The organism is Altererythrobacter sp. C41 (assembly GCF_016803135.1).
GTDB lineage: Bacteria > Pseudomonadota > Alphaproteobacteria > Sphingomonadales > Sphingomonadaceae > Pelagerythrobacter.
The window spans coordinates 300,691-325,215 of the sequence record NZ_JAEVFE010000004.1 but is presented as its reverse complement, the minus strand read 5'-3'; the positions used below and the strand labels follow the sequence as shown (position 1 = coordinate 325,215).

Here is a 24,525-nt window from a genome sequence, read left to right as displayed (position 1 = left end):
AGCGATCCCGGCTTTCGCTGGGATGACGGACTATGCGCAGTGCGCCCCGTAAGCAGCCTGTTAACTATGCAGTGACCACTTATGGTTATGCCCCCGCACATGGCGACCAGCGATCCCGAGGGGAAGGCCTTCAACGCCTTGTCCTACTTCGAGAGGGGCGACGCGTTGTCGGAACGCGTGCGCCGCACGCTGGTCCGCACGCTCTACACCCAGCCGAGCAGCCTCGCCGCCGGCGCGGCGAGCGGCATCGTCTCCTCGCTGGTGGTCGCCTACGTCAGCGATTCTGCAGTCATGTACGTGCTCACCGTGGCGCTGTGCATCGTCGCGCTGGCGCGGGTCACACTCGCCTTCAGCCACTCGCCCGACAGCGACACCAGCACCAGCGAACTGGAGATCGTCTACGAAGTCGGCGCGTTCACCTACTCGTTCCTTCTCGGCACCGCCGCGGCGGCGGCGCTCGTGCTGAACGTCGATCCGGCGGCGCAAGTGCTGATCTCCGCCAACGCCATCGGCTACGGCGTCGCCATCTGCGCCCGTAACGCGGGCCGCCCGGTGATCGCGATCGGCCAGCTCATTCTCGTCTCGCTGCCGATGATCGCGGCATGCGTCTATCTCGGCTCGCTGGCCTTCACCGTCTTCGGTGTCACCATCCTCCTGATGGTCCCGGCCATGGCCGCGATCACGATGAGCGTGTTCAAGGTGCTGCGGGACAATATCGCCGCGGCCGAAACCAGCGCCCGCCTGGCGGAGAAGATGCAGCAACTCGCCCGGACCGACGCGGTGACCGGCCTCGCCAATCGCGCGGGGCTCAACCACGCCATGGTCGAGACGCTGATGGACCTGCCCGACGGGCAGATGATGGGCATGATCTGGATCGACCTCGACCGGTTCAAGGAAGTGAACGACCTGCTCGGGCACCCGGTCGGCGACCGCCTGCTGCAGACCGTGGCGAAGCGACTGCAGGAGATCACGCCCCCCGGAACCACCGTCGCGCGCTTCGGCGGGGACGAGTTCATCGTCTTCTGCGCGGTCGAAAGCCGGGCCGACTGCATGCGGCTGGCGAGCGAAGTCCATGCCGAGATCATGCGCCCGGTGCGGATCGACGGCGAGCGGCTGGAGATCGGCGCCTCGCTCGGCGTCGCCGTGCTGCCCGAGGACGGCGCCGATGCCGACAGCGTGATGCAGGCCGCCGACCTCGCGCTCTATCACGCCAAGGTCAACGGCCGGCGCCAGACCTGCTTCTTCGATGCCGCGATGAGCCGCGATCTCGCGCGCCGCCGCGAAGTCGAGGCGGAGCTGCGCGGCGCGATCCAGAAGAACGAGTTGTCGATCTTCTTCCAGCCGATCGTCGACCTTTCGACCGGGCGCATCCGCACGTTCGAGGCGCTGGTGCGCTGGTTCCACCCGAAGAAGGGCGAGATGCGGCCCGACGAGTTCATTCCGGTGGCGGAAGAGACCGGGGTGATCGTCACGCTCGGCAACTGGATCACTGCGCAGGCGGCCCGCGCCGCGGCGCAGTGGCCGGCGGACGTGACGCTGGCGGTCAACCTCTCGCCGCTACAGATCAAGGCGCCGGGCGCGGCGCTGGGGATCATCAACGCGCTGCGCGAGGCGGGGCTCGATCCCGCCCGGCTGGAGCTGGAAGTGACCGAGAGCCTGTTCCTCGACGACAGCGAGGCGACCGATGCGTTCATCCGCGAGCTGTCGGAACGCGGCGTGCGCTTCGCGCTCGACGATTTCGGCACCGGCTACTCCTCGCTCGCCTACGTCAACAAGTATCCGTTCCGGAAGATCAAGGTCGACCGGAGCTTCGTGTCCGGCCCCGAGGTGTCCCGGCGGACCGAGGCGATCATCCGTGCGGTCGCCGAAATGGGCGCGCAGCTCGACATGGAGATCGTCGCCGAAGGGCTGGAGACGATCGAGCAGGTCACCGCCGTGCGCGACGCGGGCTGCACGCTCGGCCAGGGCTACTACTTCAGCCGTGCCGTGCCCGACTATCTCGCGGCCATGCTGCTGGCGCAGGAGCGCGACGAGGACCTGCTGCGCAGAACCGCCTCCTGACGGCCTTCGCGAGCGCGAGCGGGGAACCCGATGCGCAACGATCGATTTCTTATCCGATAGCCCGCGAGCCCGCAGTTATCGTCCCGTTACAACTATTTATTGCAAATGCGAACCAATCGCAAAGATAGTTCCACACGCGGGACCTTTCACGGTTGCAATCGCCATTCGCCGAGCCTAGGTCGCATGCCGTTCAACCGGCGCGGCTTCCTCGCGGGACACGGGGCTGCGCGCATTACGGCCAGGCATCACGTCCCGCGTATCGGAAGGACACACGCTCAGCCATGGCTCGTAAGAAGATCGCCCTCGTCGGCGCCGGCATGATCGGCGGCACTCTCGCCCACCTCGCAGCGATGAAGGAAATGGGCGACGTCGTCCTGTTCGACATCGCCGAAGGCATGCCCGCGGGCAAGGCGCTCGACCTCAGCCAGGCGGGCCCGGTCGAAGGCTTCGACGCGAAGCTCAAGGGCACGAGCGACTACAAGGACATCGCCGGCGCCGACGTGGTGATCGTGACCGCAGGCGTGCCGCGCAAGCCGGGCATGAGCCGCGACGACCTGCTCGGCATCAACCTCAAGGTGATGAAGGCCGTGGGCGAAGGCATCAAGGCCAACTGCCCCGACGCCTTCGTGATCTGCATCACCAACCCGCTCGATGCGATGGTCTGGGCGCTGCGCGAATTCTCCGGCCTGCCGCACAACAAGGTCGTCGGCATGGCCGGCGTGCTCGACAGCGCGCGCTTCCGCCACTTCCTCGCCGAAGAGTTCGACGTCTCGATGGAAGACGTCACCGCCTTCGTGCTCGGCGGCCACGGCGACACCATGGTCCCGGTGATCGAGTACTCGACCGTCGCCGGCATCCCGGTCCCCGACCTCATCAAGATGGGCTGGTCGACGCAGGAGAAGATCGACGCGATCGTCCAGCGCACCCGTTCGGGCGGCGGCGAGATCGTCCAGCTTCTCGGCAACGGTTCGGCCTACTACGCGCCGGCGACCAGCGCGATCCAGATGGCCGAGAGCTATCTCAAGGACAAGAAGCGCGTCCTCCCCTGCGCCGCGCACCTGACCGGCCAGTACGGCGTCGACGGCCTCTACGTCGGCGTGCCGATCGTGATCGGTGCGAACGGCGTCGAGCGCGTGGTCGAGATCCCGCTGGACGACGAGGCGAAGGCCGGCTTCCAGAAGAGCGTCGACGCGGTCAAGGAGCTGCTGGTGGCGTGCAAGGGCATCGACGAAAGCCTGAAGTAATTCGTGAGTCCCCGCGGAGGCGGGGACCTCAGTCGGCCCAGCGCCAATCTGCCTGAGACCCCCGCCTTCGCGGGGGATCGGAAAGGGAAAAGAAGAATGTCCATCCTCGTCGACAAGAACACCAAGGTCATCACCCAGGGCATGACCGGTGACACCGGCACGTTCCACACGCAGCAGGCGCTCGATTACGGGACGCAGATGGTTGCGGGCGTGACGCCGGGCAAAGGCGGCACCGAGCATATCGGCCTGCCGGTCTACAACACCGTCGCCGAAGCGAAGGCCGCGACCGGCGCGACCGCGAGCTGCATCTACGTGCCGCCGCCGTTCGCCGCGGACTCGATCCTCGAGGCGATCGACGCCGAGATCGAGCTGATCGTCGCGATCACCGAGGGCATTCCGGTGCTCGACATGGTCCGCGTGAAGCGCGCGCTCGACGGTTCGAAGTCGCGCCTGATCGGCCCCAACTGCCCTGGCGTGCTGACCCCCGGCGAGTGCAAGATCGGCATCATGCCCGGTTCGATCTTCCAGAAGGGTTCGGTCGGCGTGGTCAGCCGCTCGGGCACGCTGACGTACGAAGCCGTGCACCAGACCACGCAGGTCGGCCTGGGCCAGACCACCGCGGTCGGCATCGGCGGCGACCCGGTCAACGGCACCAACTTCATCGACGTGCTCGACCTGTTCCTCAGCGACGACGCGACCAAGTCGATCATCATGATCGGCGAGATCGGCGGCTCGGCCGAGGAAGAAGCGGCCGAGTTCATCAAGGACCAGGCGAAGAAGGGCCGCAAGAAGCCGATGGTCGGCTTCATCGCCGGCCGCACGGCTCCTCCGGGCCGCCGCATGGGCCACGCGGGCGCGATCGTCAGCGGCGGCCAGGGCGGCGCCGAGGACAAGATCACCGCGATGGAAGCCGCCGGCATCCGCGTCTCGCCCTCGCCCAGCGAACTCGGCACGACGCTCGACGCCATGCTGAAGGAACTGGCCTAGCTATCGGTGTGTCCCCGCGAAGGCGGGGACCTCAGGCCGCCCGGACGACGCATGAGAGCAGGCTATGTCTACATTCTCACCAACAAGCCGATGGGCGTCCTTTACATCGGAGTCACCGACGATCTGGCGAAGCGTGTCGAGCAGCATCGCTCGGGCGCAGTGTCGAGTTTTTCGAAACAGTACAATTGCCACCGACTGGTCTGGTTCGCGGAATTCGAGAACATTCACGATGCCCGTTCGTTCGAACGGCAAATGAAAAAATGGAACCGCTCATGGAAAGTGGCTCGGATCGTCGAAATGAACCCGGAGTGGCAGGACCTTGCGGACGAATTGTAATCATGCGGCAGCGGCCTGAGGCCCCCGCCTTCGCGGGGGCTCGGAGATAGAAATGGGTAACGAGAGCCACGATTTCCTCCCCGAACTTTCCGATCAGGGAGGGCCGCAGCCGGGGCCGAGCTGGGACAACCCCCGCTGGCCGCTGACCGGGATCGATGCCGAGAGCGACCTGACCCAGGCGCTCGACCCGACGACGATGAAGATCGCGGTCAAGGCCGCGGCCGAGAAGGCGGGCAAGCCGACCGATCCCAGGGCGATCGAGGAAGCCGCGGCGGATTCGATCCGCGCCATGCTGCTGATCCGGCTCTACCGCGTGCGCGGGCACCTGGCGGCCGATCTCGATCCGCTCGGCCTCAGCAACCGCGAGCTGCCCGAGGATCTGCGGATCGAGTGGCACGGCTTCGCCGGACAGGACGACAAGGAAGTCTACGTCGGCGGGCTGATGGGCCGCGACTGGCTGAAGGTCGGCGAGCTCGCCGAGATTCTGCGCTCGAGCTACTGCGGCAAGGTCGGCCTCGAATACATGCATATCGCGGACGTCGAGGAACGGCGCTTCCTGCAGGAGAAGTTCGAAGGGCCGGAAGACGTCATCCAGTTCACGCCGGAGGGCAAGCGCGCGATCCTCGCCGCGGTCATCCGCGGCGAGCAGTACGAAGCGTTCCTCGCCAAGAAGTACGTCGGCACCAAGCGCTTCGGCCTCGACGGCGGCGAGTCGATGATCCCCGCGCTCGAGGCGGTGATCAAGTACGGCGGCCAGTCGGGCGTGCGCGAGATCATCTACGGCATGGCCCACCGCGGCCGGCTGAACGTGCTCGCGAACGTCATGGGCAAGCCCTACAAGGTGATCTTCCACGAATTCTCCGGCGGCAGCGCCAATCCGGAGGACGTCGGCGGGTCGGGCGACGTGAAGTACCACCTCGGCACCAGCACCGACCGCGAGTTCGACGGGATCGACGTGCACATGAGCCTCGTGCCCAACCCCTCGCACCTCGAGGCGGTGGACCCGGTCGTGCTCGGCAAGACCCGTGCCCAGCAGGCGATCCGCGACGATCTGAAGAAGCACGAGCAGGTCCTGCCCGTGCTGATCCACGGCGACGCGGCCTTCGCCGGCCAGGGCATCGTGTGGGAATGCTTCGGCTTCTCCGGGGTAGCCGGCTACAACACCGGCGGCTGCATCCACTTCGTCATCAATAACCAGATCGGTTTTACGACGAGCCCCAAGTTCGCCAGATCGTCCCCCTACCCCTCCGATGTCGCCAAGGGCGTCCAGGCGCCGATCCTGCACGTCAACGGCGACGATCCGGAAGCGGTGACGTTCGCCTGCAAGCTGGCGATGGAATACCGTCAGCGGTTCGGCCGGGACATCGTGATCGACATGTGGTGCTATCGCCGCTTCGGCCACAACGAGGGTGACGAGCCCAAGTTCACCCAGCCGCTGATGTACGAGGCGATCAAGAACCATCCCAAGGTCAGCGAGATCTACGCGGCGCGGCTGGTCGAGCAGGGCGTGATCGACGAAGGCGAGCGCGACAAGCTCTGCGCCGAATTCGTCGACACGCTGGAGCAGGAGTTCGAAGCGGCGAAGAGCTACAAGCCCAACGAGGCGGACTGGTTCGGCGGCCGCTGGACCGGGCTCAACAAGCCGGCCGATCCCGAAACCGCGCGCCGCAACATCGACACCGGCGTAGAGCGCAAGCTGTTCGACAGCCTCGGCCGCACGCTCACCGGCGTGCCCGAGGGCCTGACGATCCACAAGACGCTGGGCCGCGTGCTGGACGCCAAGCGCAAGATGTTCGAAAGCGGCGAAGGCTTCGACTGGGCGACGGCCGAGGCTCTCGCCTTCGGCAGCCTCGTGACCGAAGGCTTCGGCGTGCGCCTGTCGGGCCAGGATTCGGGCCGCGGCACGTTCAGCCAGCGCCACGCGGTCTGGGTCGATCAGACCGACGAGCACAAGTACATCCCGCTCACCCAGCTCCCGCACGGCAAGTTCGAGGTCTACGACAGCCCGCTGAGCGAATACGGCGTGCTCGGCTTCGAATACGGGTTCGCCTCTGCCGATCCGAAGACGCTGGTGCTGTGGGAGGCGCAGTTCGGCGACTTCGCGAACGGCGCGCAGATCATGATCGACCAGTATATCGCCGCGGGCGAGGTCAAGTGGCTGCGCGCGAACGGTCTCGTCCTGCTGTTGCCGCATGGCTACGAAGGCCAGGGGCCGGAGCACTCGTCCGCCCGCCTGGAACGGTTCCTGCAGCTCTGCGCGAACGACAACATCCAGGTGTGCAACATCACCGTGCCGGCGAACTACTTCCACGTCCTGCGCCGGCAGATGAAGCGCTCGTTCCGCAAGCCGCTGGTCATCATGACCCCCAAGTCGCTGTTGCGGCATCCGATGGCCAAGAGCAGCGCGGACGAGTTCCTGGGCGAAAGCCACTTCCGCCGCATCGTCAGCGACACGGCCGACATCGCCGACGAGACAATGCGCCGCCTCGTGCTATGTTCGGGCAAGGTCGCCTACGACCTGATCGAGAAGCGCGACGAGGAAGGACTGGACGATGTGTCGATCGTGCGAATCGAGCAGCTCTATCCCTTCCCCGGCGAAGCGCTCGCGCTGCGCCTCGGCCGCATGGTGAACCTCGAGGAGGTGATCTGGTGCCAGGAAGAACCGAAGAACAACGGCGCCTGGTTCTTCGTCGAGAGCCAGATCGAGGAAGCGCTCGCATCTGCCGGGCATCAGGGCATGCGGCCGCGCTATGCCGGACGCGAGGTCGCGGCCTCCCCCGCAACCGGGCTCGCCAAGCGGCATGAGGAGCAGCAGCGCTGCCTCGTCTCGATGGCGCTCGGACTGAACGATGGCGGCGAGGCCGCGCGCAATGGCAAGACTGCCGGCAAGAAGAAGGCTTGAGGAACGCGAATATGGCCAGCGAAGTCAAAGTCCCCACACTCGGTGAATCGGTCACCGAAGGCACGATCGGCGAGTGGCTGAAGAAGCCCGGCGACGCGGTGAAGGTCGACGAGCCGATCGTCAGCCTCGAGACCGACAAGGTCGCGGTGGAAGTCCCCTCGCCCGTTGGCGGCGTGCTGAGCGAGCAGAAGTTCGCCGTGGGCGACACGGTCGAGGTCGGTGCGGTGATCGCCGTGATCGAGGACGATGTGGCCGCGGGCGAAAGCACCAAGGTCGAGCCGCGGCAGGAGAAGGCCCCCGAGCAGCCGGCGGAGGAGAAGGCGGACAAGCCGGCCCCCGCGCCCGCCGCCGCCAAGGAAGCCGCCCCGGTCGACACCCAGACGCTGTCCCCCGCGGTGCGCCGCGCGGTGCTGGAGCACGGGGTCGACCCGACGACGATCAAGGGCACCGGCAAGGACGGCCGCCTGACCAAGGAAGACGTGCTCGCCGCCGCCGAGGCCAAGAAGGGCGGCGCGGACACGATCGACGACGCCGCGCCAGCGCAGGCGAAGATCGACATCCCTGCCCCCGCCGCCGAAGGCGCGCGGCGCGAGGAACGCGTCAAGATGACGCGCATGCGCCAGACGATCGCCAAGCGTCTCAAGAGCGCGCAGGAGAATGCCGCGCTGCTCACCACCTTCAACGACTGCGACATGAGCGCGGTGATCGAGGCACGCGAGAAGTACAAGGACCTGTTCGCCAAGAAGCACGACATCAAGCTCGGCTTCATGGGCTTCTTCGCCAAGGCCGCCTGCCTCGCGCTGAAGGACGTGCCCTCGGCCAACGCGTATATCGAGGGCGACGAGATCGTCTATCACGACTTCGTCGACATCTCGGTCGCGGTCAGCGCGCCCAACGGGCTGGTGGTGCCGGTGGTGCGCGATGCGGACCGCAAGAGCTTCGCCCAGATCGAGAAGGACATCGCGGACTTCGGCAAGCGCGCCCGCGAGGGCACGCTGACGATGGAGGACATGAAGGGCGGCACCTTCACGATCTCCAACGGCGGCGTATTCGGCAGCCTGATGTCGACCCCGATCATCAACCCGCCGCAGAGCGCGGTGCTCGGCCTGCACCGGATCGAGGACCGCCCGGTCGTGGTCGACGGCGAGATCGTGGTGCGCCCGATGATGTACATCGCGCTCTCCTACGACCATCGCCTGATCGACGGCCGCGAGGCGGTGACCGCGCTGAAGATCATGAAGGAGGCGATCGAGGATCCGACGCGGATGCTGATCGATCTTTGATGGAACAGAGGAAACAGATGCTCGGGAAAACGGTCGCCCTTCTGCTCGTCGCGGGATCGCTCGCGGGCTGCGATGCGGCGACGCAGATCGCCGGCGACGCCGTCGAAGGCGAGGTGCGCAACGCCGTCGCAGCCCAGTGCGCGCAGATGGCCGGGAGCGCCGGCATCGTGGGCGCGCGGGTCGCCGAAGTATGCCAGTGCAGCGCGGATACCTTCATGGCCGATCCCGACCTGACGCTCGAGGATGCGACCCCTGAGCGCATTGAGGGGATCGTCAACGACTGCGCCACGCGCACGGCTGGGGCGACCGGCAATGCGGCCGACACCATGACAGCGGAGAATATTGGTGGCTGACCAGAACTACGACTACGACGTCCTCGTCATCGGTGCCGGCCCCGGCGGTTACGTCGCGGCGATCCGCGCGGCGCAGCTCGGGCTGAAGACGGCCTGCGCGGAAAGCCGCGACACGCTCGGCGGCACCTGCCTCAACGTCGGCTGCATCCCCTCTAAGGCGATGCTCCACGCGAGCGAGTATTTCGACGCCGCCGCGAACGGCGCGATGGCGAAGATGGGTGTCGAGGTCAGTCCCAAGCTCAACCTCGAGGCGATGCACGGCCAGCGGCTCGACGCGATCAAGCAGCTCACCGGCGGGATCGAGTTCCTGTTCAAGAAGAACAAGGTCACCTGGCTCAAGGGCCGCGCCGCGTTCGAGGATGCGCATACGGTCAAGGTCGGCAACGAGACGGTGACGGCGAAGAACGTCGTCATCGCCACCGGTTCCTCCGTGACCCAGCTCAAGGGCGTCGAGGTCGACAATGCCAAGGGCGTGGTGGTCGACAGCACCGGCGCGCTCGAGCTCGCCGCAGTGCCGAAGAAGATGGTCGTGATCGGCGGCGGCGTGATCGGGCTGGAGCTCGGCTCGGTCTGGCGGCGGCTCGGAGCGGAAGTGACGGTGGTCGAATTTCTCGACCAGCTCCTCCCCGGCATGGACGGCGACGTGCGCAAGGAAGCGGCCAAGATTTTCAAGAAGCAGGGCATGGAACTGCGCCTCTCGACCAAGGTCACCGCCTGCACGGTCAAGGGCAAGAAGGCGACGCTGACGCTCGAACCCGCCAGCGGCGGCGAGAGCGAGACGCTGGAGGCGGACTGCGTGCTCGTCTCGATCGGGCGGCGGCCGAATACCGAAGGGCTCGGGCTCGATGCGATCGGGCTGGAGCCGAACCAGCGCGGCCAGATCGAGACCGATCACGATTTCCGCACGAAGGTCGCCACAGAACACGGGGGCGTCTGGGCGATCGGCGACGTGATCCCCGGCCCGATGCTGGCGCACAAGGCCGAGGACGAGGGCATCGCGGTCGCGGAGAACATCGCCGGCCAGACCGGCATCGTGAACCACGCCGTGATCCCGAGCGTCGTCTACACCTGGCCCGAAATCGCCGGCGTCGGCCTGACCGAAGAGCAGGCGAAGGAAAAGGGCGAGGTCAAGGTCGGCAAGTTCCCGATGCTCGCCAACTCCCGCGCCAAGACCAACCACGAGCCCGAGGGCTTCGTGAAGGTGATCGCCGATGCCGAAACCGACCGCGTGCTCGGCGTCTGGTGCATCGCCAGCGTCGCCGGCACGATGATCGCGCAGGCGGCCCAGGCCATGGAATTCGGCGCCACCAGCGAGGACATCGCCTACACCTGCCACGCCCACCCGACGCACAGCGAAGCGATCAAGGAAGCGGCGATGGCGGTGACCGGCAAGCCGATCCACATGTAAGCAGCGGCCCGGTTCCGGCGCGCGAGGCTCTTTCGCGCTGGAACCGATCGCCGGCCCGGGTATATCTGCATCCAGGGCAACAGGATGCAGCGATCCATGGCGATCGGTCGAATTGCCGCATTGGCGGCCCTCGTGGCCGCATTCGCACTGACGGGCTGCAAGAAGGATGCGCCCGCCGGCCCTCCCCCGCGGGCGCAGGGCACGATCCAGGTGCCGCCGCAGTCCTCCGTCATCGCCGTGCCGGTCACGGCCGACCTGTCCGCGCTCGGCGCCGCGCTCGAACGGGAGGTGCCGCGCACGCTATGGACGATCGACCGCAAGGGCGAAACCTGCGTCGCCTCCGAGCGGATCGAGGTCGCCTTCGTCAAGCTCAAGACGCCGCGGATCGAGTGCGACATCGTCGGCACGGTGACGCGCGGGCGGCTGACCTTCGAGGGGCGCGGGCAGCGGATCGTGGTCACCATGCCGATCCACGCCGAGGTGCGCGCCAAGGACATCGCCGGCGTGTTCAAGCAGGAGACCGCGACCGGCGACGCACAGGTGCGCGCGGTGGTCGACATCGCGCTCAACCGCGACTGGAGCCCGCGCGGCACGGTCGACATCCAGTACGACTGGACCGATGCCCCGCACGTCGACTTCCTCGGCCAGCGCATCGAATTCACCAGCAAGGCGGACGCCAAGCTCAAAGGCGTGGTGGCGCGGCTGGAGCGCACGCTGCCGCGCGAGATCGCCAAAGTGCAACTCCGCGGCGAGGTCGAACGGCTGTGGAGCAAGGCCTTCACCTCGCTCCAGCTCAACGAATCGAACCCGCCGGTGTGGATGCGCATCACTCCGCAGGAACTGCAGTACGGCGGCTTCACGCTCTCGGGCAAACGGATCGAGCTGCAACTCGGCATGAAGGCGCGCACCGAGACTTTCGTCGGCGACCGGCCCGCCGATCCGGCCGCCACGCCGCTTCCCCCGCTCGAGGAACTGGACGAGGAGCCGGGCAAGCTGGTGTTCTTCATCCCGGTGATCGCCGACTACGCCCAGCTCGAACCGGTGATCGCGGAGGCCCTGGCAAAGCGTGCGCAGCGGCCCTTCGCCCTCCCCGGCATCGGCGCGGTGGACGCGCGGTTCGGCGAGGTCGAGGCCTATGGCACCATCGGCGGCCGGCTGGCGGTGGGTGTCACCTTCACCGCCACGCCGCGCGACCGCGCGCTCGGCGCCGCCAGCGGCACCGTCTGGCTGACGGCCAGGCCAGTCAACGCGGAGAACTCGCGCGAGGTTTCGTTCCGCGATCTCGAAGTCACCGGCGATACGAACCGCACGGGCGCGGATCTGCTGCTCGATCTCGCCAACTCGCCCGGCTTCTCGCAGACGATCGCGCTGGCGCTCGCCCAGAACTTCGAGAACGACTACGACGAACTCCTGGCGAAGATCGGGCGGGCGATCGAGAGCAAGCCCGAAGGCGACCTGCTGATCCGGGCGCGGATCGAGGACGTGCAGACCGGCCGCCTCACCGCGGCGGGACAAGGGCTCTACCTGCCGGTCCGCGGCACGGGAACGGCGTCGATCACCCTCGCCCCGCGTTGACCTCCGCGCTTGCAAATCAGGCCCGTTTGCCCATGCTGCGGCGGCGAACGGGAGATACGATCGAATGATTCCGACATTGACCGACCAGCCGGGCGCGATCGCGCTCGCGGCGCAGATCCGCAGCGGGGCGCTGTCGCCGCTCGAGGCGGTCGATGCGGCGATCGCCCGGATCGAGGATCGGGACATGCAGATCGACGCGGTCGTGGTCTGCGATTTCGAGCGCGCCCGCGAGACGGCCGCGGCGCTCGACGGTCAGACGCCCGGGGAAGACCGCCCGCTGTTCGGCGTGCCGATGACGATCAAGGAAAGCTTCGACATCGCCGGCCTGCCGACCACCTGGGGGCACGAGCAGTTCGCCGGGAACATCGCCAGGCGCGACGCGCGGATCGTGCAGAAGCTGAAGGCGGCCGGCGTGATCTTCATCGGCAAGACCAACGTGCCGCCCGATCTGGCCGACTGGCAGTCGCGCAACCCGGTCTACGGCCGCACCCGCAACCCCCACGACACCTCGCGCAGCCCGGGCGGCTCCTCGGGCGGATCGGCGGCGGCGGTCGCGAGCGGCATGGTACCGTGCGAATACGGCACCGACATCGGTGGATCGGTCCGTGTGCCCGCGCACTTCTGCGGCGTCTGGGGCCACAAGACGAGCTGGGGCCTTATCTCGAAGCACGGCCACGATCATCCGATGATGGCCGGCAGCGACGCGCACGACGGAGCGCTCTCGATAGCCGGACCGCTCGCGCGCAATGCCGACGATCTTGCGCTCCTGCTGCAGTTGACCGCGTCGATCCCGATGCACGCGAGCGGCAGGCGGCTCGCCGATTGCCGGCTGCTGCTGGTGACCGACTATCCGGGGAGCCCGGTCGACGCGGCGGTGCTCGGCCCGATCGAGGCGGCGGTCGCGGCGCTGGAGGACGCCGGCGTGCGGGTGGAGCGCACGACCGACCTGCTGCCCGATCTCGCGCGGCAGCAGCAGGACTATATGAAGATGCTCAACGTCGCCATGGCGCGCGGGATGCCCGCGCCCGACGGCAAGCGCGCCACCGCGACCGACTGGTTCGACCTGCTCGACGCACAGGCCCGCACCGAAGCGGCGTGGCACGCGCTGTTCGAAACCTACGACTTCGTCCTCGCGCCGCCGGCGCCGGTGCTCGCCATGCCGCACCGCGAGGGGCGTGTGTTCGACGGCACGCTGACGATCAACGGGCGCGAGGAAAGCGCGGCCGCCGGGCTCGCCTGGGCCGGGATCGCGACCTTCCCCAACCTGCCCTCCACCGTGCTGCCGGTCGGCGCGACCGACGGCCTGCCCTGCGGCATGCAGGTGATCGGCCCGCGCTGGGCCGACCTCGACTGCATCGCCGCGGCAAAGGCGATCGGGGAGATTTTGCACGGGTGATGGCCGCCTAATGGCGCTACACCGGGCAAATCCATCGGGAGAAACGACGATGCGTCTTCTACTGTTGCTGCCGATCCTTGCGGCGCTCGCCGCCTGCGAAACCACCGATACCTCGTCTGCGGCGTCCGAAACCGCGGCGGCCCGCGTGACTCTCGACGGAACCGCTGCTTATCGTGAGCGCATAGCCCTGCCGCCCGATGCGCGGCTCAGGGTCGCGATTTCGGACGTAAGCCTGGCGGATGCTCCGGCTACGGTCATCGCGGAAACCGAGATCGAGACGGCAGGAAGGCAAGTACCGATCCCCTTCGCTCTCGAGTATGATCCGGCACGGATCGTACCGGGCCGCAGCTATGCCGTCTCGGCCCGGATCACCGACGCTTCGGGCACACTGCTGTGGATCACCGACACCCGGTTCGCGCTCCCCGCACCGGGGACGCCGGCAAACCTGATGCTCGTGCGGGTGCAACGCTAAGCGCGATGGGGGGCGAGCGCGGTGGCAGCGCTGTCGCCGGGATCGGGCTCGTGACCGGATACTTCAACTCGAGTTGAAGTTTACTCTCCGGGGGGAACACACACCGCCCGTTCCCTCGCACGAGAAACGGGCCTAGGAATGGCATCATGTTTCCGGACGCCCCTGCCCTCCCCCCGGCGCTCGATCTTGCCGGCACCGCGGTCTTCGCGCTCACGGGTGCGCTGCTTGCGGCGCGGCTGCAGCAGACCTTCGTCACCATGGCGTTCTTCGCGCTGGTGACGGGCGTGGGCGGCGGGTCCGTGCGCGACATGCTGATCGGCGCACCCGCCTTCTGGCTGCGCGATCCGTGGGTGGCCCTGGTGATCTTCGTGACGGCGCTGATCGCCTGGTTCACGCCGCGCCGCTGGTGGGAGGGGAGCCTGCTCGAATGGGCCGATGCGGCGGGGATGGCGGCCTTCGCCGTGCTCGGCGCGGCCAAGGCGCTGGCCTATGGCGTCGACCCGTTTCCCGCCGCCGTTCTCGGCATCATCACCGGCTGCGCGGGCGGCGTGGTGCGCGATGTGATCGCCGGTGTCCCGTCGATCATCATGCGGCCCGAGCTCTACGTCACCGCCGCGGCGCTCTCGGCGAGCCTGACGGTGGTCGGCACCGTCGCCGGTCTGCCCGACGCGGCGGCGTGGACCACGGCCTGGGCGGCCGGCTTCGCGCTGCGCGGCGCGGCGATCCGCTGGCAGATCGCCCTGCCCAGCTACCGCGAACGCGAGCGGCGGAAGAAGGAGGAAGCGGAGGCGGAGCGCTGATGCCCCCGCCGCGGGGCCTCAGTAGCCTTCGTAGGTCTCGCCCGGCAGCGGGCCGCCCGGATAGGCCGGCTGCGGCGACGCCGCGCCACCATCGACACGATCCCAGGCGGCCGCATAAGTCTCGTCGTCCCACTGGTTGCCACGCGCCTCGGTGATGTAACGCACCCCGCCTTCGCCGTAGTCGATGTCGGAGATGCGCCCGTCGTTGCCGATCCGGCAGGTGAAACCCTCCCCGTCGTAGAGCGAGCCGTTGACGCGCCAGCCCCCGGCCGCGCGGTCCACGCCGTCGACCGAGGCCACGCGCACGTCGCGCTCTATTTCGGCGACGCACATCTCGGCCGCGCGGTCGAGACCGTCGCTCCGGTAGCTCTGCCGGGGATAGCGATAGTCGGCGCGCGGTTCGTCGCGATCGTTGTCGAAGGCACCCGCAAGCGCGGCGATACCGCCGATGAGGACGGCGCCGGCGATCACGTCGCCAGCGTCGATTCCGTTGTCGCGGTCCCGCCAGTGGCGGTGCCGGTGGCGCCAGCGCGAACGCTCGGCGGCGACGTTTTCGGCGCTCCAGACGGCCAGCGCATTTTCCACGACGGCAGGGCCGCGCGCAGGCAGTTCGGCCGCGGCGGCGGGCGTCGCAGCCATCGCGAGCGCAGCGGCGCTCGCGAGCATGGTGGAGATCTTCGAAATACGGCTCATGAGCCAGGTGCCTTCCAAACGGCGGCATTCTGCCGCTCGATTGCAGAAAAGACTAGGCGGTCCAGGATTTCGACATCCTGAACCGCCCGTCCGTCGTGGTTTTCCTGTCGGCCTTAGCTCAGGCCGCGGATGCCGTCGTAGTCGATGTCATAGACCCGCCCGCGGTCGATGCGGCAGGTGAACTTGCCGCTGTCGTAGCCGCGGCCGCGATCGTAGCGGTCGTAGCCGTAGCGGTTGTAGCGATCGTAGCGCCCGTCGACCGTCATGCGGCCCTTCACGCGCAGATCGCCGCGGCGGCCGTCGACGTCGCGGATTTCGGTGACGTCGGCATAGCGGTAGCCATAGCGGCGGGCGTTGTTCTCGACCGCGGCGACGCAGCGTTCGATCGCGCCGCGCGGGCCGTAGTTGTAGCCGCGGTAGCGGTCGCGATAGCGGTCGTCGTCGCCATCGAAGGCGCCGGCGAGCGCGGCGATGCCGCCGATGATCACTGCGCCGGCGATCACGTCGCCGACATCGATACCGTCGTCACGATCGTAGTAATCGCGCGCCATGGCGGGCGCGGCTGAAGTCATCGCCATCGCACCTGCGGCGACGGTTCCGACCAGGGCTTTGGAAATGGTCTTCATGGTGCATTCCTCGCTCTCCCGGGAGCGGAACTGCTCCCGGCTACGAATGCCCTTTTAGGTCATCCGCAGTGAGACGAGGCTGAATTGCCGCGACAGGCGATATTCAGAAAAGAGCTTCAAATTATGAACGTCTCGTCGCCCCTGCGCAGGCAGGGCCTGGCTGATGTCAGCCTTGCGCGGTCGAGTGCCACCGGCAAAGCGCCAGCGACACCCGACCGCATATTCGCGGGAGTTATGAGCCCCTGCCTGCGCAGGGCGACGGGCGTCACTCGGACGCAGCCCCTTCCTCCGGCACCGCCAGGCCCGTCCAGTGCGCGAGGAAGCCGAGCACGTCGGCCCCTTCCTCGATCGCCTTGTCGGTCGGCTTGCCGCTGCCGTGGCCCGCACGAGTCTCGATGCGGATCAGGTGCGGCTTGTCGCCGACGTCGGCCGCCTGGAGCGCCGCGGCGTACTTGAAGCTGTGCCCCGGCACCACGCGGTCGTCGGTGTCCGCCGTGGTCACGAGCACCGCGGGATAGTCCACGCCCGAGCGGATGTTGTGGTAGGGCGAGTAGGCGCGCAGGACCTTGAAGTCCTCCTCCTTCGACGGATAGCCGTAGTCGTCGACCCAGTAGCGCCCGGCGGTCCAGCGGTCGAAGCGCAGCATGTCCATCACGCCCACGGCCGCGTTGGCGGCGTCGATCAGGTCGGGCCGCTGGTTGACCACCGCGCCGACCAGCAGGCCGCCGTTCGATCCGCCCTGGATCGCGAGGCCGTCCGGCGTCGTGTAACCATTCGCCTTCAGATACTCGCCCGCCGCGATGAAGTCGTCGAACACGTTCTGCTTGTTGTGCAGGCGCCCGGCGTCGTGCCACGCCTTGCCGTATTCGCCGCCGCCGCGGATATTGGCGAGCGCGAAGACACCGCCCGCCTCCAGCCAGGCCATGCGTGCTGCCGAGAAGCTCGGGGTGAGCGAGATGTCGAACCCGCCGTAGCCGTAGAGCAGCGTGGGCGCCGGGCCGGTCACGTCGTTGCGACGGACAATGAACATCGGCACGCGGGTGCCATCCTTCGAGGTGTAGAACTTCTGCTCGGTGACGAACCGTGCGGGATCGAAGGTCAGCTCCGGCTCGGCGAACGTGCTCGTTTCGCCCGTGTCGACGTTCAGGCGGTAGATCGTGCCCGGCCGGTTGAAGCTGGTGAAGGTGTAGAACGTCTCCGGATCGCCCGGCTTGCCGCCGAAGCCGCCGGCCGTGCCGAGCTCGCCCAGTTCGATGTCGTCGAGCGCCTTGCCCTGCAGGTCGTAGACCGCCGCGCGGGTGGTGGCGTCCTTCAGGTAGGTGACGATCAGCTTGTCACCGACGATCGAGGCGCCGTCGATCGGCTGCTCGGTCTCGGGCACGATCGTCGTCCAGGTGGGCGTCGGCGCGGAAAGGTCGGTGGTGACGATGCGATAGCGGGGCGCATCCCTGTTGGTGACGAAGAACGCCTTGGTGCCGATCGTGTCGATCGGGTTCCAGGCGTTCTCGAACCCGGTGACGAGCGGCTTCGCCTCCCACTTGCGACCTTCGTCCTGGAAGTCGATCACGTGCACTTCGTACTGCGCGTCGGTGCCGAGCGAACTGATGATGAAGCCCCAGCGCCCGTCGTCGGACACGCCGAGGCCGTGGCCGCGCTCCGGATGCTCGGGCGTGGCGAAAACCATGCGGTCCTCCGACTGCGGCGTGCCGAGCTTGTGGTAGTAGACCGCCTGATTGTAGTTCAGCGCCTGGAAGTCCTGCCCTTCCTCGGGCTCCGGAAAGCGCGAGTAGAAGAAGCCCTCGTTGCCGAGCCACGAGATTCCGGTGAACTTGGCCCAGCGGATCTCGTCTTCCAGCGGCTGCCCGGTCTCGACGTCGAGCACGCGGATCACGCGCCAGTCGGTGCCGCCGTCCTGCACGGCATAGGCGAGCAGCGTGCCGTTCTCCGACGGCTCCCACCCGGCGAGCGCGGTCGCGCCGTCCTGCGCCCAGGCGTTCGGGTCGATCAGCAGCCGAGGCTCGGCGTCGAGGCCGTGGCGGACGTAGAGCGGGCTCTGGTTCTGCAGGCCGGTGTTGCGGGTGTAGAAGTAGTATTCGCCCGCCTTCTGCGGGATGCCGAAGCGCTCGTAGTCGAGCAGCGCGCCGATGCGGGCCTTGAACCACTCGTTGCCCGGCAGCGCCTTCAGGTAGGTGTCGGTAAACTCGCTCTGCTGCTCGACCCAGGCGGCGACTTCGGCGTCGTTGCGCACGTCGGCCTCGAGCCAGCGGTAGGGATCTGCGATCTCCTCACCGAACAGCGTTTCGGTGACGTCGCCGGTGCGGGTTTCGGGATATGCGGGCAAGGGAACCTCTTCGGCGGTGAGCGGCGCTGCAAGGGCGAGCGAAACGGCAGAAGCCGCGAGCGCGGCGGAACGAAGGCGCATTGTAATCTCCCGAAGGGCCAGTCCAGACTGGTTGCCGATGTAACCGCCTGACGCGGCTTTGCAATCCGTGAGAGATCAGTTGTCCAGCGCGGCGAGCACGTCGCGTGTGAAAGCGGCGATGTCGAAGCCGCCGCCGGGCGGATCCTCGCCGCGGCGGACGATGACGACCTCGCGGCTGGGCACGATCACGACATATTGCCCGCGGTTGCCCATGGCGGCGAAGGTGTCGGGCGGCACCCCTTCGGACCTGTTGAACAGCCAGAAGCCGGCGCCATAGCCGAAGTCGCCATCCGGCTGCGGGCCGCTCGGGCGGGAGACGTAAGCCGCCCAGTCCTCGGGCAGAAGGCGTTCGCCGTTCCACACGCCGCCGTCGAGATAGAGCTGGCCGAGCGCCGCGAGATCGCGCGCCGTCGACCAGACTTGGCTGGAGAGGATGTAGTTCCCCTGCCAGTCGGTCTCCGCGACGGTGTCGTGCATGCCAAGAGTGGCGAGCAGCTCGGCGGGCGGATGCTGCCCGAACGTATCCTCGATCGCCTTCACCGCCATCAGCGTGTCGTTGTTGGCGTAGCGGAAGACAGTGCCCGGCGGGTGGACCAGCGGCCAGACCGCCGCGCGCTCGCCGACCGCCGCGCCGCCGAAATAGAGCGGATCGGTGCGGTTGCCGGGCGTATCGGAATAACGGCCCGAGGCCATGCGCAGGAGGTGATCGACCGTGATCGCCCGGCGCGGGTCGGTGTCGGTCAGGCCCAGACCGGCCGGGGATGCCACGTCGATGTCTCGGCGCTCTACGGCCGCGCCGATCAGGGTCGCAGCGATGCTCTTGGCGACCGACCAGGTCCGCTGCGGCATATCCGGGCCAAAACCCTCGACATAGCGCTCGCCGAGCGTGTCTCCGCCGCGCCGGACCAGAACGGCCGTCGTGCGCGCGCCCTCACCGTAGGAAGGGGAGAAGCCACGATCGAGCGCGGTGGCCAGGGTCGCGGCCTTGGGCTGGGCAACCGGAGCGGAGGGGAGGGACTCCTGCCGGGCCGCAACCTTGCCGGTCGACGGTTCGCCACCGATCGGGAGCAGCGCGCATCCCTTGTCCGTGTCGTGCACCGCGTAGCGCGGCGGCATATCCTCCGCCCAGCCGACGGAGACGTGGCGTACCTGAGCCCCGCCCTCATCCGCCCGAACGATCTCGTAGGGCAGTTCGCCAACGATCTCGTCCAGCGGCGCCTGAATGCCGGTGAGTTCCCACTGCATCACGCTTTCGGGCGTCCGCTCCGCCCCGGCGCGTTCGGCGTTGGCGATCGCGCTGCACAGGAACAGCGCCTTGTACCCCGCCGCGAGCGCGCGGTCGTAGCGGGCGTCGAGCGTCTCCTGCTGGCTTTGCGCGATGGCGGGAACGGGCGCGAGGAGCGCGGCGGCGGCGATGAGATGGCGGATCATGGGCCGCGTTGTGCCACGCGTTCGCGCGCAGTCAAACGAAAGGGCCGCGGAGTTTCCCCCGCGGCCTTCGTGCTCACACCTATCTTGGTGCCGATCAGGCTTCCTCGAACTCTTCCTCGTCATTCATGACGGGGCCGGAGTCCTGACCCTTCGCCTCGACATCGCGGTCGACCAGCTCGATCACCGCCATCTGCGCGGCGTCGCTGGCGCGGTAGCCGGCCTTGATCACGCGGGTGTAGCCACCGTCGCGGTCGCCGTAGCGCTCGGCGAGGACGTCGAACAGCTTCTTGAGCTGGGTCTCGTCACCGAGACGGCTCATCGCCAGGCGCCGGTTGCTGAGGCCGCCGCGCTTGGCAAGCGTGATCAGCTTCTCGACGTAGGGGCGCAGTTCCTTGGCCTTGGGGGCCGTGGTCATGATCTGCTCGTGCTTGATCAGCGCGGCGGCCATGTTGCGGAACAGGGCCTTGCGGTGGCCGGTCTTGCGCTGCAGCTTGCGGCCGTGAATTCCGTGACGCATTTCTCGTTACTCCGTTCGTAAGGGGCCCGTGTGAGGTAGCCCGGTCCTGGCCGAATTGAGGGTCGGCCGTTTGCCCTGTTCGATCCTCCCCATTTTCCCTGAGCTTGCGAAGGGCAAATGGGGAGGTGGCAGCGAGCGCGTCAGCGCTCGATGACGGAGGGGCTGTTGTGCCTTACCCCTCCACCACCGAGCCTGCGGCTCGGCGGTCCCCCTCCCCATTTGTGCCTGCGGCAAAAAATGGGGAGGATCATGTCTTAACCAAGCAGTTCCTGTTCGAGCTTCTTGGCCATTTCCTCGATGTTCTCCGGCGGCCAGCCAGGGATGTCCATGCCGAGGCGCAGGCCCATCGAGCTCAGGACTTCCTTGATCTCGTTGAGGCTCTTGCGGCCGAAGTTCGGCGTGCGGAGCATCTCGGCCTCGGTCTTCTGGACCAGGTCGCCGATGTAGATGATGTTGTCGTTCTTGAGGCAGTTGGCCGAACGGACCGACAGCTCGAGCTCGTCAACCTTCTTGAGCAGGTAACGGTTGAGCTGGTTGGCGTCGCTCTCTTCCGGCTGCGCGGCGTGGCCGATCATGGCCGAGCTCGGCTGCGGAATGCCTTCCTCGAAGTGGACGAACAGTGTGAGCTGATCCTGCAGGATGCGCGCGGCATAGGCCACGGCGTCTTCCGGGGTCACGGTGCCGTCGGTCTCGATCGTCAGGCTCAGCTTGTCGTAGTCGAGCTCCTGCCCGACGCGGGCGTTCTCAACCTTGTAGCTGACCTGGCGGACCGGCGAGTAGAGCGAGTCGACCGGGATCAGACCGATCGGCGCATCGGCCGGGCGGTTCTGCACGGCGGGAACGTAGCCCTTGCCGGTGTCGGCGGTCAGTTCGACGTTGAACGTGGCGCCTTCGTCGAGGTGGCAGATCACGAGATCCTTGTTCATCACCTCGATATCGCCCGAGACGGCGATGTCGCCCGCGGTCACCGCGCCGGGGCCGGTCTTCGAAAGCTGCAGGCGCTTGGGACCCTCGCCTTCCATCTTGAGCGCGATCTGCTTCACGTTGAGCACGATGTCGGTCACGTCCTCGCGCACGCCGGCGAGCGAGGAGAACTCGTGCAGCACGTTCTCGATCTTGATCGAGGTGATCGCAGCGCCCTGGAGGCTGGAGAGGAGCACCCGGCGCAGCGCGTTGCCGAGCGTCAGGCCGAAGCCGCGCTCGAGCGGTTCCGCGACGAACGTGGCCGCACGCGACTTGCCGCCGGCCTTGATCTCGAGGCTGTTGGGTTTCTTGAGTTCCTGCCAGTTCTTGGTGTTGACGGCCATGGATTTCCCCTAGGGTTCAAATACGGGCAGGACCGGCTGCGCTGGTGGGCGCGTCCGGTCCGTTAGGGTCGGCGGCATGACACCGCCGGGCAGGTACGGATCAGACGCGACGGCGCTTCGACGGCCTCACCCCGTTGTGCGGGATCGGAGTGACGTCACGGATCGAGGTGATCGTGAACCCGACGGCGGCGAGACCGCGCAGCGCGCTCTCACGGCCCGAACCGGGACCCTTCACTTCGACCTCGAGGGTGCGCACGCCGTGCTCGGCGGCCTTCTTGCCCGCGTCGTCCGCGGCGACCTGGGCGGCGTAGGGAGTCGACTTGCGGCTGCCCTTGAAACCCATCATGCCGGCGCTGGACCAGCTGATCGCATTGCCCTGCGCATCGGTGATGGTGATCATGGTGTTGTTGAAGCTGGCGTTGATGTGCGCGACGCCGCTCGAAATGTTCTTCTTGTCGCGCCGCCTGATCCGGCCTGGTTCGCGTGCCATGGGCTGAGTATCCTGTTCCTAAAAAGAAGTGATGAAAGCGAAGCTGCGAAAGCGTTCGCTTACTTCTTCTTGCCCGCGATGGGCTTCGCCTTGCCCTTGCGGGTGCGGGCGTTGGTGTGCGTGCGCTGACCGCGGACCGGCAACTGGTTGCGGTGACGCAGGCCGCGATAGGACCGGAGGTCCATCAGCCGCTTGATGTTCATCGCGGTGTTGCGGCGCAGGTCGCCCTCGACGGTGTAGTCGCTGTCGATCGTCTCGCGGATCTGCAGGACTTCCGCATCGCTCAGATCCTGCACGCGGCGGGAGTGATCGATGCCCAGCTTGTCGGCGATCTGCACGGCCGTGGTGCGGCCGATACCGTGAATGTAGGTGAGCGCGATGATCACGCGCTTGTTGGTGGGGATGTTTACCCCGGCAATACGAGCCACTTACTTCTCCATGCTCCACAGGGACCCGGCCGGCCGGTCCGCAAGCGAACTGGTGGCGACCCCCTATCTCAACGCTGTCGTTCATCGGCATGGCCGGAGCCGGAATGGCAAAAAGTCCGGATGGCGCGCTACGAAGGCTGCCGCCTGCCAGACTTGTCCGCCCAACTGTCCCGAAATGCCGAATGAACGGCGCGCTTAGGGTGATTCGCTGCGCACGTCAACCGCTATGCGCGCGCATACGAGCACGCCGCCCGATATGGGCGGGCCGCTGGAGAATGCAAGCCTGCGCTATAGCAGCTTGCGCCTCAGGTCAAAAGCCTTCCGGCCCGTTTACCACGATGCGGGCGTTCTGCGCGGGCGTTCCGGCAGCGGTTATTCGTCGTCCGAGAGGTCGCCGAACGCCTCCTCGACGCTCGGCTTCTTCTCGGGCGGCACATCGGCGTCGTTCCCGGTGGATTCGTCCGGGGCCTTCTCCTCGCCCTTCTCCTCGGACGGTGCACCGACCGGGCCGAGCAGCGCGGCAAGGCCGGCGAGCTGCTGGCTCATCACGCCGTCGACCGCCTCCGCGATCGGGGGCATCTCGTACCGCATGTAGCCGCCGACGACATATTCGAAGGTGATCGCGGTGCCCTGCTCCACTTCGGCGAGCGCGATGGTGAGCACGCCTGTCACGGCCTCGCTCTGCAGCGGTCCGAGGGCGCCGCGCATCCGCAGCGCCTTGTCGGGAGCGGCGTGGACGACGGTCATGTGCTGCGCGCTGCCCGCGAGGCCGACGTCCGCCCGGGTCTCGACTTCGGGAATGCGCTCGCAGAAGCAGCCGCCGGCCTGCGGGGCGAGCGAAAGGTTCGCCGGATCGCCCGACCAGGTGTGCGCCTCGTTCCACCACTTCGCCGGCGATATCAGTGCCATCCACGTCTCGCGCGGGGTGCTCTCGACCACCACGGTGTCGCGAGTGACGAAACCCGCCGCATCCTGCTTCACGACTTTCGCGGAGACGGCGGCGGGCGCCAGCGCCGCGGCGGCAACCGCGACCAGCAGCACGGCAGTGCGAATCTTCGGCATCGGCAGTCCCCCTTCCCGCGCAGCTATTCCACAGCTTGTGGCGCGCGCAAAGGCCCGCCCGGTGCGAGGGGAATGGCGGTCAGCCGAGGACCGCGTCGATCGCGCGCGTCACGTCCTCGATGCCGGCCATGCCGTCGACCCGGCTGACGATCCCGCGTTCCTCGTAGATCGGCAGGATCGGCGCGGTCTTGGCGCGGTATTCGGCCATGCGGGTGCGGACGGTTTCCTCGTTGTCGTCGGGACGGCGCTTGAACTCGGTGCTGCCGCACTTGTCGCACACGCCCGGGACCTCGGGCTGCTTGAAGGTGTCGTGATAACCCGTGCCGCACCGGGCGCAGGTGAAACGGCCGGTGATGCGTTCGACCAGCGCGTCCTCGTCGACCTCGAGCTCGATCACGTGATCGAGCCCGCGGCCGTGGCTGGCGAGGATGCGGTCGAGCGACTCGGCCTGGCCGGCGGTACGCGGATAGCCGTCGAAGATCGCGCCGACGTCCTTGCCCATCGCGGTCAGTTCGGCGTCGATCAGTTCGGAGACGATCTCGTCCGACACGAGCTCGCCGCGGTCCATCACTTCCTTGGCCTTGAGGCCGACCGGCGTGCCCTGCTTGACGGCGGCGCGCAGCATGTCGCCGGTCGAAAGCTGGCGCATGCCGTGCTTCTGCTCGAGGCGCTGAGCCTGCGTGCCCTTGCCTGCCCCCGGAGGGCCCAAGAGGATGATGTCCAACCCGCTTC

At 67.5% G+C, this 24,525-nt stretch carries 22 protein-coding genes; 12 read left to right on the top strand and 10 right to left on the bottom strand.

Features of this window, described 5'->3' with window-relative positions:
- The first annotated feature begins 81 nt into the window (after positions 1-81).
- The 12 genes from JNO53_RS10175 to JNO53_RS10120 all read left to right on the top strand — a co-directional run bounded on the left by JNO53_RS10175 (position 82) and on the right by JNO53_RS10120 (position 14,817).
- Entirely contained in the window at positions 82-2,061 is a 1,980-nt protein-coding gene (locus tag JNO53_RS10175; protein ID WP_238401805.1) for a putative bifunctional diguanylate cyclase/phosphodiesterase, read from the top strand.
- 281 nt (positions 2,062-2,342) lie between these two features.
- The gene (mdh, locus tag JNO53_RS10170) at positions 2,343-3,305 is read left to right on the top strand and encodes a malate dehydrogenase (RefSeq protein ID WP_203110454.1); all 963 of its coding nucleotides are present in this window, start codon (positions 2,343-2,345) and stop codon (positions 3,303-3,305) included.
- A 96-nt stretch (positions 3,306-3,401) separates the two neighbouring features.
- Positions 3,402-4,292: a succinate--CoA ligase subunit alpha gene (gene sucD / locus JNO53_RS10165; RefSeq protein WP_203110452.1), complete on the top strand. Its 891-nt coding sequence runs from the start codon at positions 3,402-3,404 to the stop codon at positions 4,290-4,292.
- A gap of 51 nt (positions 4,293-4,343) precedes the next feature.
- Positions 4,344-4,628, top strand: coding sequence for a GIY-YIG nuclease family protein (locus JNO53_RS10160; protein WP_203110450.1), 285 nt, complete (start codon positions 4,344-4,346; stop codon positions 4,626-4,628).
- A gap of 52 nt (positions 4,629-4,680) precedes the next feature.
- Complete coding sequence (locus tag JNO53_RS10155) at positions 4,681-7,530, top strand: 2-oxoglutarate dehydrogenase E1 component (protein WP_203110442.1); 2,850 nt, start codon at positions 4,681-4,683, stop codon at positions 7,528-7,530.
- Between the two features lie 11 nt (positions 7,531-7,541).
- Entirely contained in the window at positions 7,542-8,813 is a 1,272-nt protein-coding gene (gene odhB, locus JNO53_RS10150; RefSeq protein ID WP_203110440.1) for a 2-oxoglutarate dehydrogenase complex dihydrolipoyllysine-residue succinyltransferase, read from the top strand.
- Positions 8,813-9,166 carry a hypothetical protein gene (locus tag JNO53_RS10145; protein ID WP_203110437.1) on the top strand — a complete coding sequence of 118 codons (354 nt, stop codon included), beginning with the start codon at positions 8,813-8,815 and terminating at the stop codon, positions 9,164-9,166. The genes odhB and JNO53_RS10145 overlap by 1 nt, the downstream gene beginning before the upstream one ends.
- On the top strand, positions 9,159-10,574 hold the full coding sequence (lpdA, locus tag JNO53_RS10140; RefSeq protein ID WP_203110435.1) for a dihydrolipoyl dehydrogenase: 1,416 nt from the start codon (positions 9,159-9,161) through the stop codon (positions 10,572-10,574). The genes JNO53_RS10145 and lpdA overlap by 8 nt, the downstream gene beginning before the upstream one ends.
- A 96-nt stretch (positions 10,575-10,670) precedes the next feature.
- A complete protein-coding gene (locus JNO53_RS10135) occupies positions 10,671-12,149 on the top strand; it encodes a DUF4403 family protein (protein ID WP_203110433.1) in 1,479 nt (492 codons plus the stop codon).
- Positions 12,150-12,213: 64 nt separating this feature from the next.
- Positions 12,214-13,545 carry an amidase family protein gene (locus tag JNO53_RS10130; RefSeq protein WP_203110431.1) on the top strand — a complete coding sequence of 444 codons (1,332 nt, stop codon included), beginning with the start codon at positions 12,214-12,216 and terminating at the stop codon, positions 13,543-13,545.
- A 49-nt stretch (positions 13,546-13,594) separates the two neighbouring features.
- Complete coding sequence (locus JNO53_RS10125; RefSeq protein ID WP_203110429.1) at positions 13,595-14,017, top strand: YbaY family lipoprotein; 423 nt, start codon at positions 13,595-13,597, stop codon at positions 14,015-14,017.
- A 146-nt stretch (positions 14,018-14,163) separates the two neighbouring features.
- Complete coding sequence (locus tag JNO53_RS10120) at positions 14,164-14,817, top strand: trimeric intracellular cation channel family protein (RefSeq protein ID WP_203110428.1); 654 nt, start codon at positions 14,164-14,166, stop codon at positions 14,815-14,817.
- A gap of 18 nt (positions 14,818-14,835) precedes the next feature.
- Here JNO53_RS10120 and JNO53_RS10115 read toward each other — a convergent pair whose 3' ends face one another.
- From JNO53_RS10115 to JNO53_RS10070, 10 genes are all read right to left on the bottom strand, one after another.
- Positions 14,836-15,510, bottom strand: a complete 675-nt coding sequence (locus JNO53_RS10115) for a hypothetical protein (RefSeq protein WP_203110426.1) — start codon at positions 15,508-15,510, stop codon at positions 14,836-14,838.
- Between the two features lie 113 nt (positions 15,511-15,623).
- The gene (locus JNO53_RS10110) at positions 15,624-16,136 is read right to left on the bottom strand and encodes a hypothetical protein (RefSeq protein WP_203110424.1); all 513 of its coding nucleotides are present in this window, start codon (positions 16,134-16,136) and stop codon (positions 15,624-15,626) included.
- A 265-nt stretch (positions 16,137-16,401) separates the two neighbouring features.
- A complete protein-coding gene (locus tag JNO53_RS10105; protein WP_203110422.1) occupies positions 16,402-18,558 on the bottom strand; it encodes a prolyl oligopeptidase family serine peptidase in 2,157 nt (718 codons plus the stop codon).
- A 75-nt stretch (positions 18,559-18,633) separates the two neighbouring features.
- Positions 18,634-19,989 carry a serine hydrolase domain-containing protein gene (locus JNO53_RS10100; protein WP_203110420.1) on the bottom strand — a complete coding sequence of 452 codons (1,356 nt, stop codon included), beginning with the start codon at positions 19,987-19,989 and terminating at the stop codon, positions 18,634-18,636.
- 94 nt (positions 19,990-20,083) lie between these two features.
- Entirely contained in the window at positions 20,084-20,506 is a 423-nt protein-coding gene (rplQ, locus tag JNO53_RS10095) for a 50S ribosomal protein L17 (RefSeq protein WP_203110418.1), read from the bottom strand.
- A gap of 254 nt (positions 20,507-20,760) precedes the next feature.
- Positions 20,761-21,813, bottom strand: a complete 1,053-nt coding sequence (locus tag JNO53_RS10090) for a DNA-directed RNA polymerase subunit alpha (protein ID WP_203110416.1) — start codon at positions 21,811-21,813, stop codon at positions 20,761-20,763.
- A 100-nt stretch (positions 21,814-21,913) separates the two neighbouring features.
- Positions 21,914-22,303 (bottom strand): 30S ribosomal protein S11, encoded by a 390-nt coding sequence (rpsK, locus tag JNO53_RS10085; RefSeq protein ID WP_047805755.1) that lies wholly within the window; start codon positions 22,301-22,303, stop codon positions 21,914-21,916.
- A gap of 59 nt (positions 22,304-22,362) precedes the next feature.
- Positions 22,363-22,731 (bottom strand): 30S ribosomal protein S13, encoded by a 369-nt coding sequence (gene rpsM, locus JNO53_RS10080; protein ID WP_203110414.1) that lies wholly within the window; start codon positions 22,729-22,731, stop codon positions 22,363-22,365.
- A gap of 372 nt (positions 22,732-23,103) precedes the next feature.
- Entirely contained in the window at positions 23,104-23,793 is a 690-nt protein-coding gene (locus JNO53_RS10075) for an SRPBCC family protein (protein WP_238401804.1), read from the bottom strand.
- Positions 23,794-23,872: 79 nt separating this feature from the next.
- Positions 23,873-24,517, bottom strand: a complete 645-nt coding sequence (locus JNO53_RS10070; protein ID WP_203110412.1) for an adenylate kinase — start codon at positions 24,515-24,517, stop codon at positions 23,873-23,875.
- Between the last annotated feature and the right edge of the window lie 8 nt (positions 24,518-24,525).

What these genes read in the sequence shown, in the direction of transcription:
- JNO53_RS10075 (WP_238401804.1), bottom strand. Translation starts at nt 23,793, where the DNA reads ATGCCGAAGATTCGCACTGCCGTGCTGCTGGTCGCGGTTGCCGCCGCG.
- JNO53_RS10100 (WP_203110420.1), bottom strand. Translation starts at nt 19,989, where the DNA reads ATGATCCGCCATCTCATCGCCGCCGCCGCGCTCCTCGCGCCCGTTCCC.
- JNO53_RS10105 (WP_203110422.1), bottom strand. Translation starts at nt 18,558, where the DNA reads ATGCGCCTTCGTTCCGCCGCGCTCGCGGCTTCTGCCGTTTCGCTCGCC.
- JNO53_RS10135 (WP_203110433.1), top strand. Translation starts at nt 10,671, where the DNA reads ATGGCGATCGGTCGAATTGCCGCATTGGCGGCCCTCGTGGCCGCATTC.
- rplQ (WP_203110418.1), bottom strand. Translation starts at nt 20,506, where the DNA reads ATGCGTCACGGAATTCACGGCCGCAAGCTGCAGCGCAAGACCGGCCAC.
- JNO53_RS10125 (WP_203110429.1), top strand. Translation starts at nt 13,595, where the DNA reads ATGCGTCTTCTACTGTTGCTGCCGATCCTTGCGGCGCTCGCCGCCTGC.
- JNO53_RS10090 (WP_203110416.1), bottom strand. Translation starts at nt 21,813, where the DNA reads ATGGCCGTCAACACCAAGAACTGGCAGGAACTCAAGAAACCCAACAGC.
- odhB (WP_203110440.1), top strand. Translation starts at nt 7,542, where the DNA reads ATGGCCAGCGAAGTCAAAGTCCCCACACTCGGTGAATCGGTCACCGAA.
- JNO53_RS10145 (WP_203110437.1), top strand. Translation starts at nt 8,813, where the DNA reads ATGGAACAGAGGAAACAGATGCTCGGGAAAACGGTCGCCCTTCTGCTC.
- rpsK (WP_047805755.1), bottom strand. Translation starts at nt 22,303, where the DNA reads ATGGCACGCGAACCAGGCCGGATCAGGCGGCGCGACAAGAAGAACATT.
- JNO53_RS10130 (WP_203110431.1), top strand. Translation starts at nt 12,214, where the DNA reads ATGATTCCGACATTGACCGACCAGCCGGGCGCGATCGCGCTCGCGGCG.
- JNO53_RS10120 (WP_203110428.1), top strand. Translation starts at nt 14,164, where the DNA reads ATGTTTCCGGACGCCCCTGCCCTCCCCCCGGCGCTCGATCTTGCCGGC.
- mdh (WP_203110454.1), top strand. Translation starts at nt 2,343, where the DNA reads ATGGCTCGTAAGAAGATCGCCCTCGTCGGCGCCGGCATGATCGGCGGC.
- JNO53_RS10155 (WP_203110442.1), top strand. Translation starts at nt 4,681, where the DNA reads ATGGGTAACGAGAGCCACGATTTCCTCCCCGAACTTTCCGATCAGGGA.
- JNO53_RS10115 (WP_203110426.1), bottom strand. Translation starts at nt 15,510, where the DNA reads ATGAGCCGTATTTCGAAGATCTCCACCATGCTCGCGAGCGCCGCTGCG.
- sucD (WP_203110452.1), top strand. Translation starts at nt 3,402, where the DNA reads ATGTCCATCCTCGTCGACAAGAACACCAAGGTCATCACCCAGGGCATG.
- JNO53_RS10110 (WP_203110424.1), bottom strand. Translation starts at nt 16,136, where the DNA reads ATGAAGACCATTTCCAAAGCCCTGGTCGGAACCGTCGCCGCAGGTGCG.
- JNO53_RS10160 (WP_203110450.1), top strand. Translation starts at nt 4,344, where the DNA reads ATGAGAGCAGGCTATGTCTACATTCTCACCAACAAGCCGATGGGCGTC.
- JNO53_RS10175 (WP_238401805.1), top strand. Translation starts at nt 82, where the DNA reads ATGGTTATGCCCCCGCACATGGCGACCAGCGATCCCGAGGGGAAGGCC.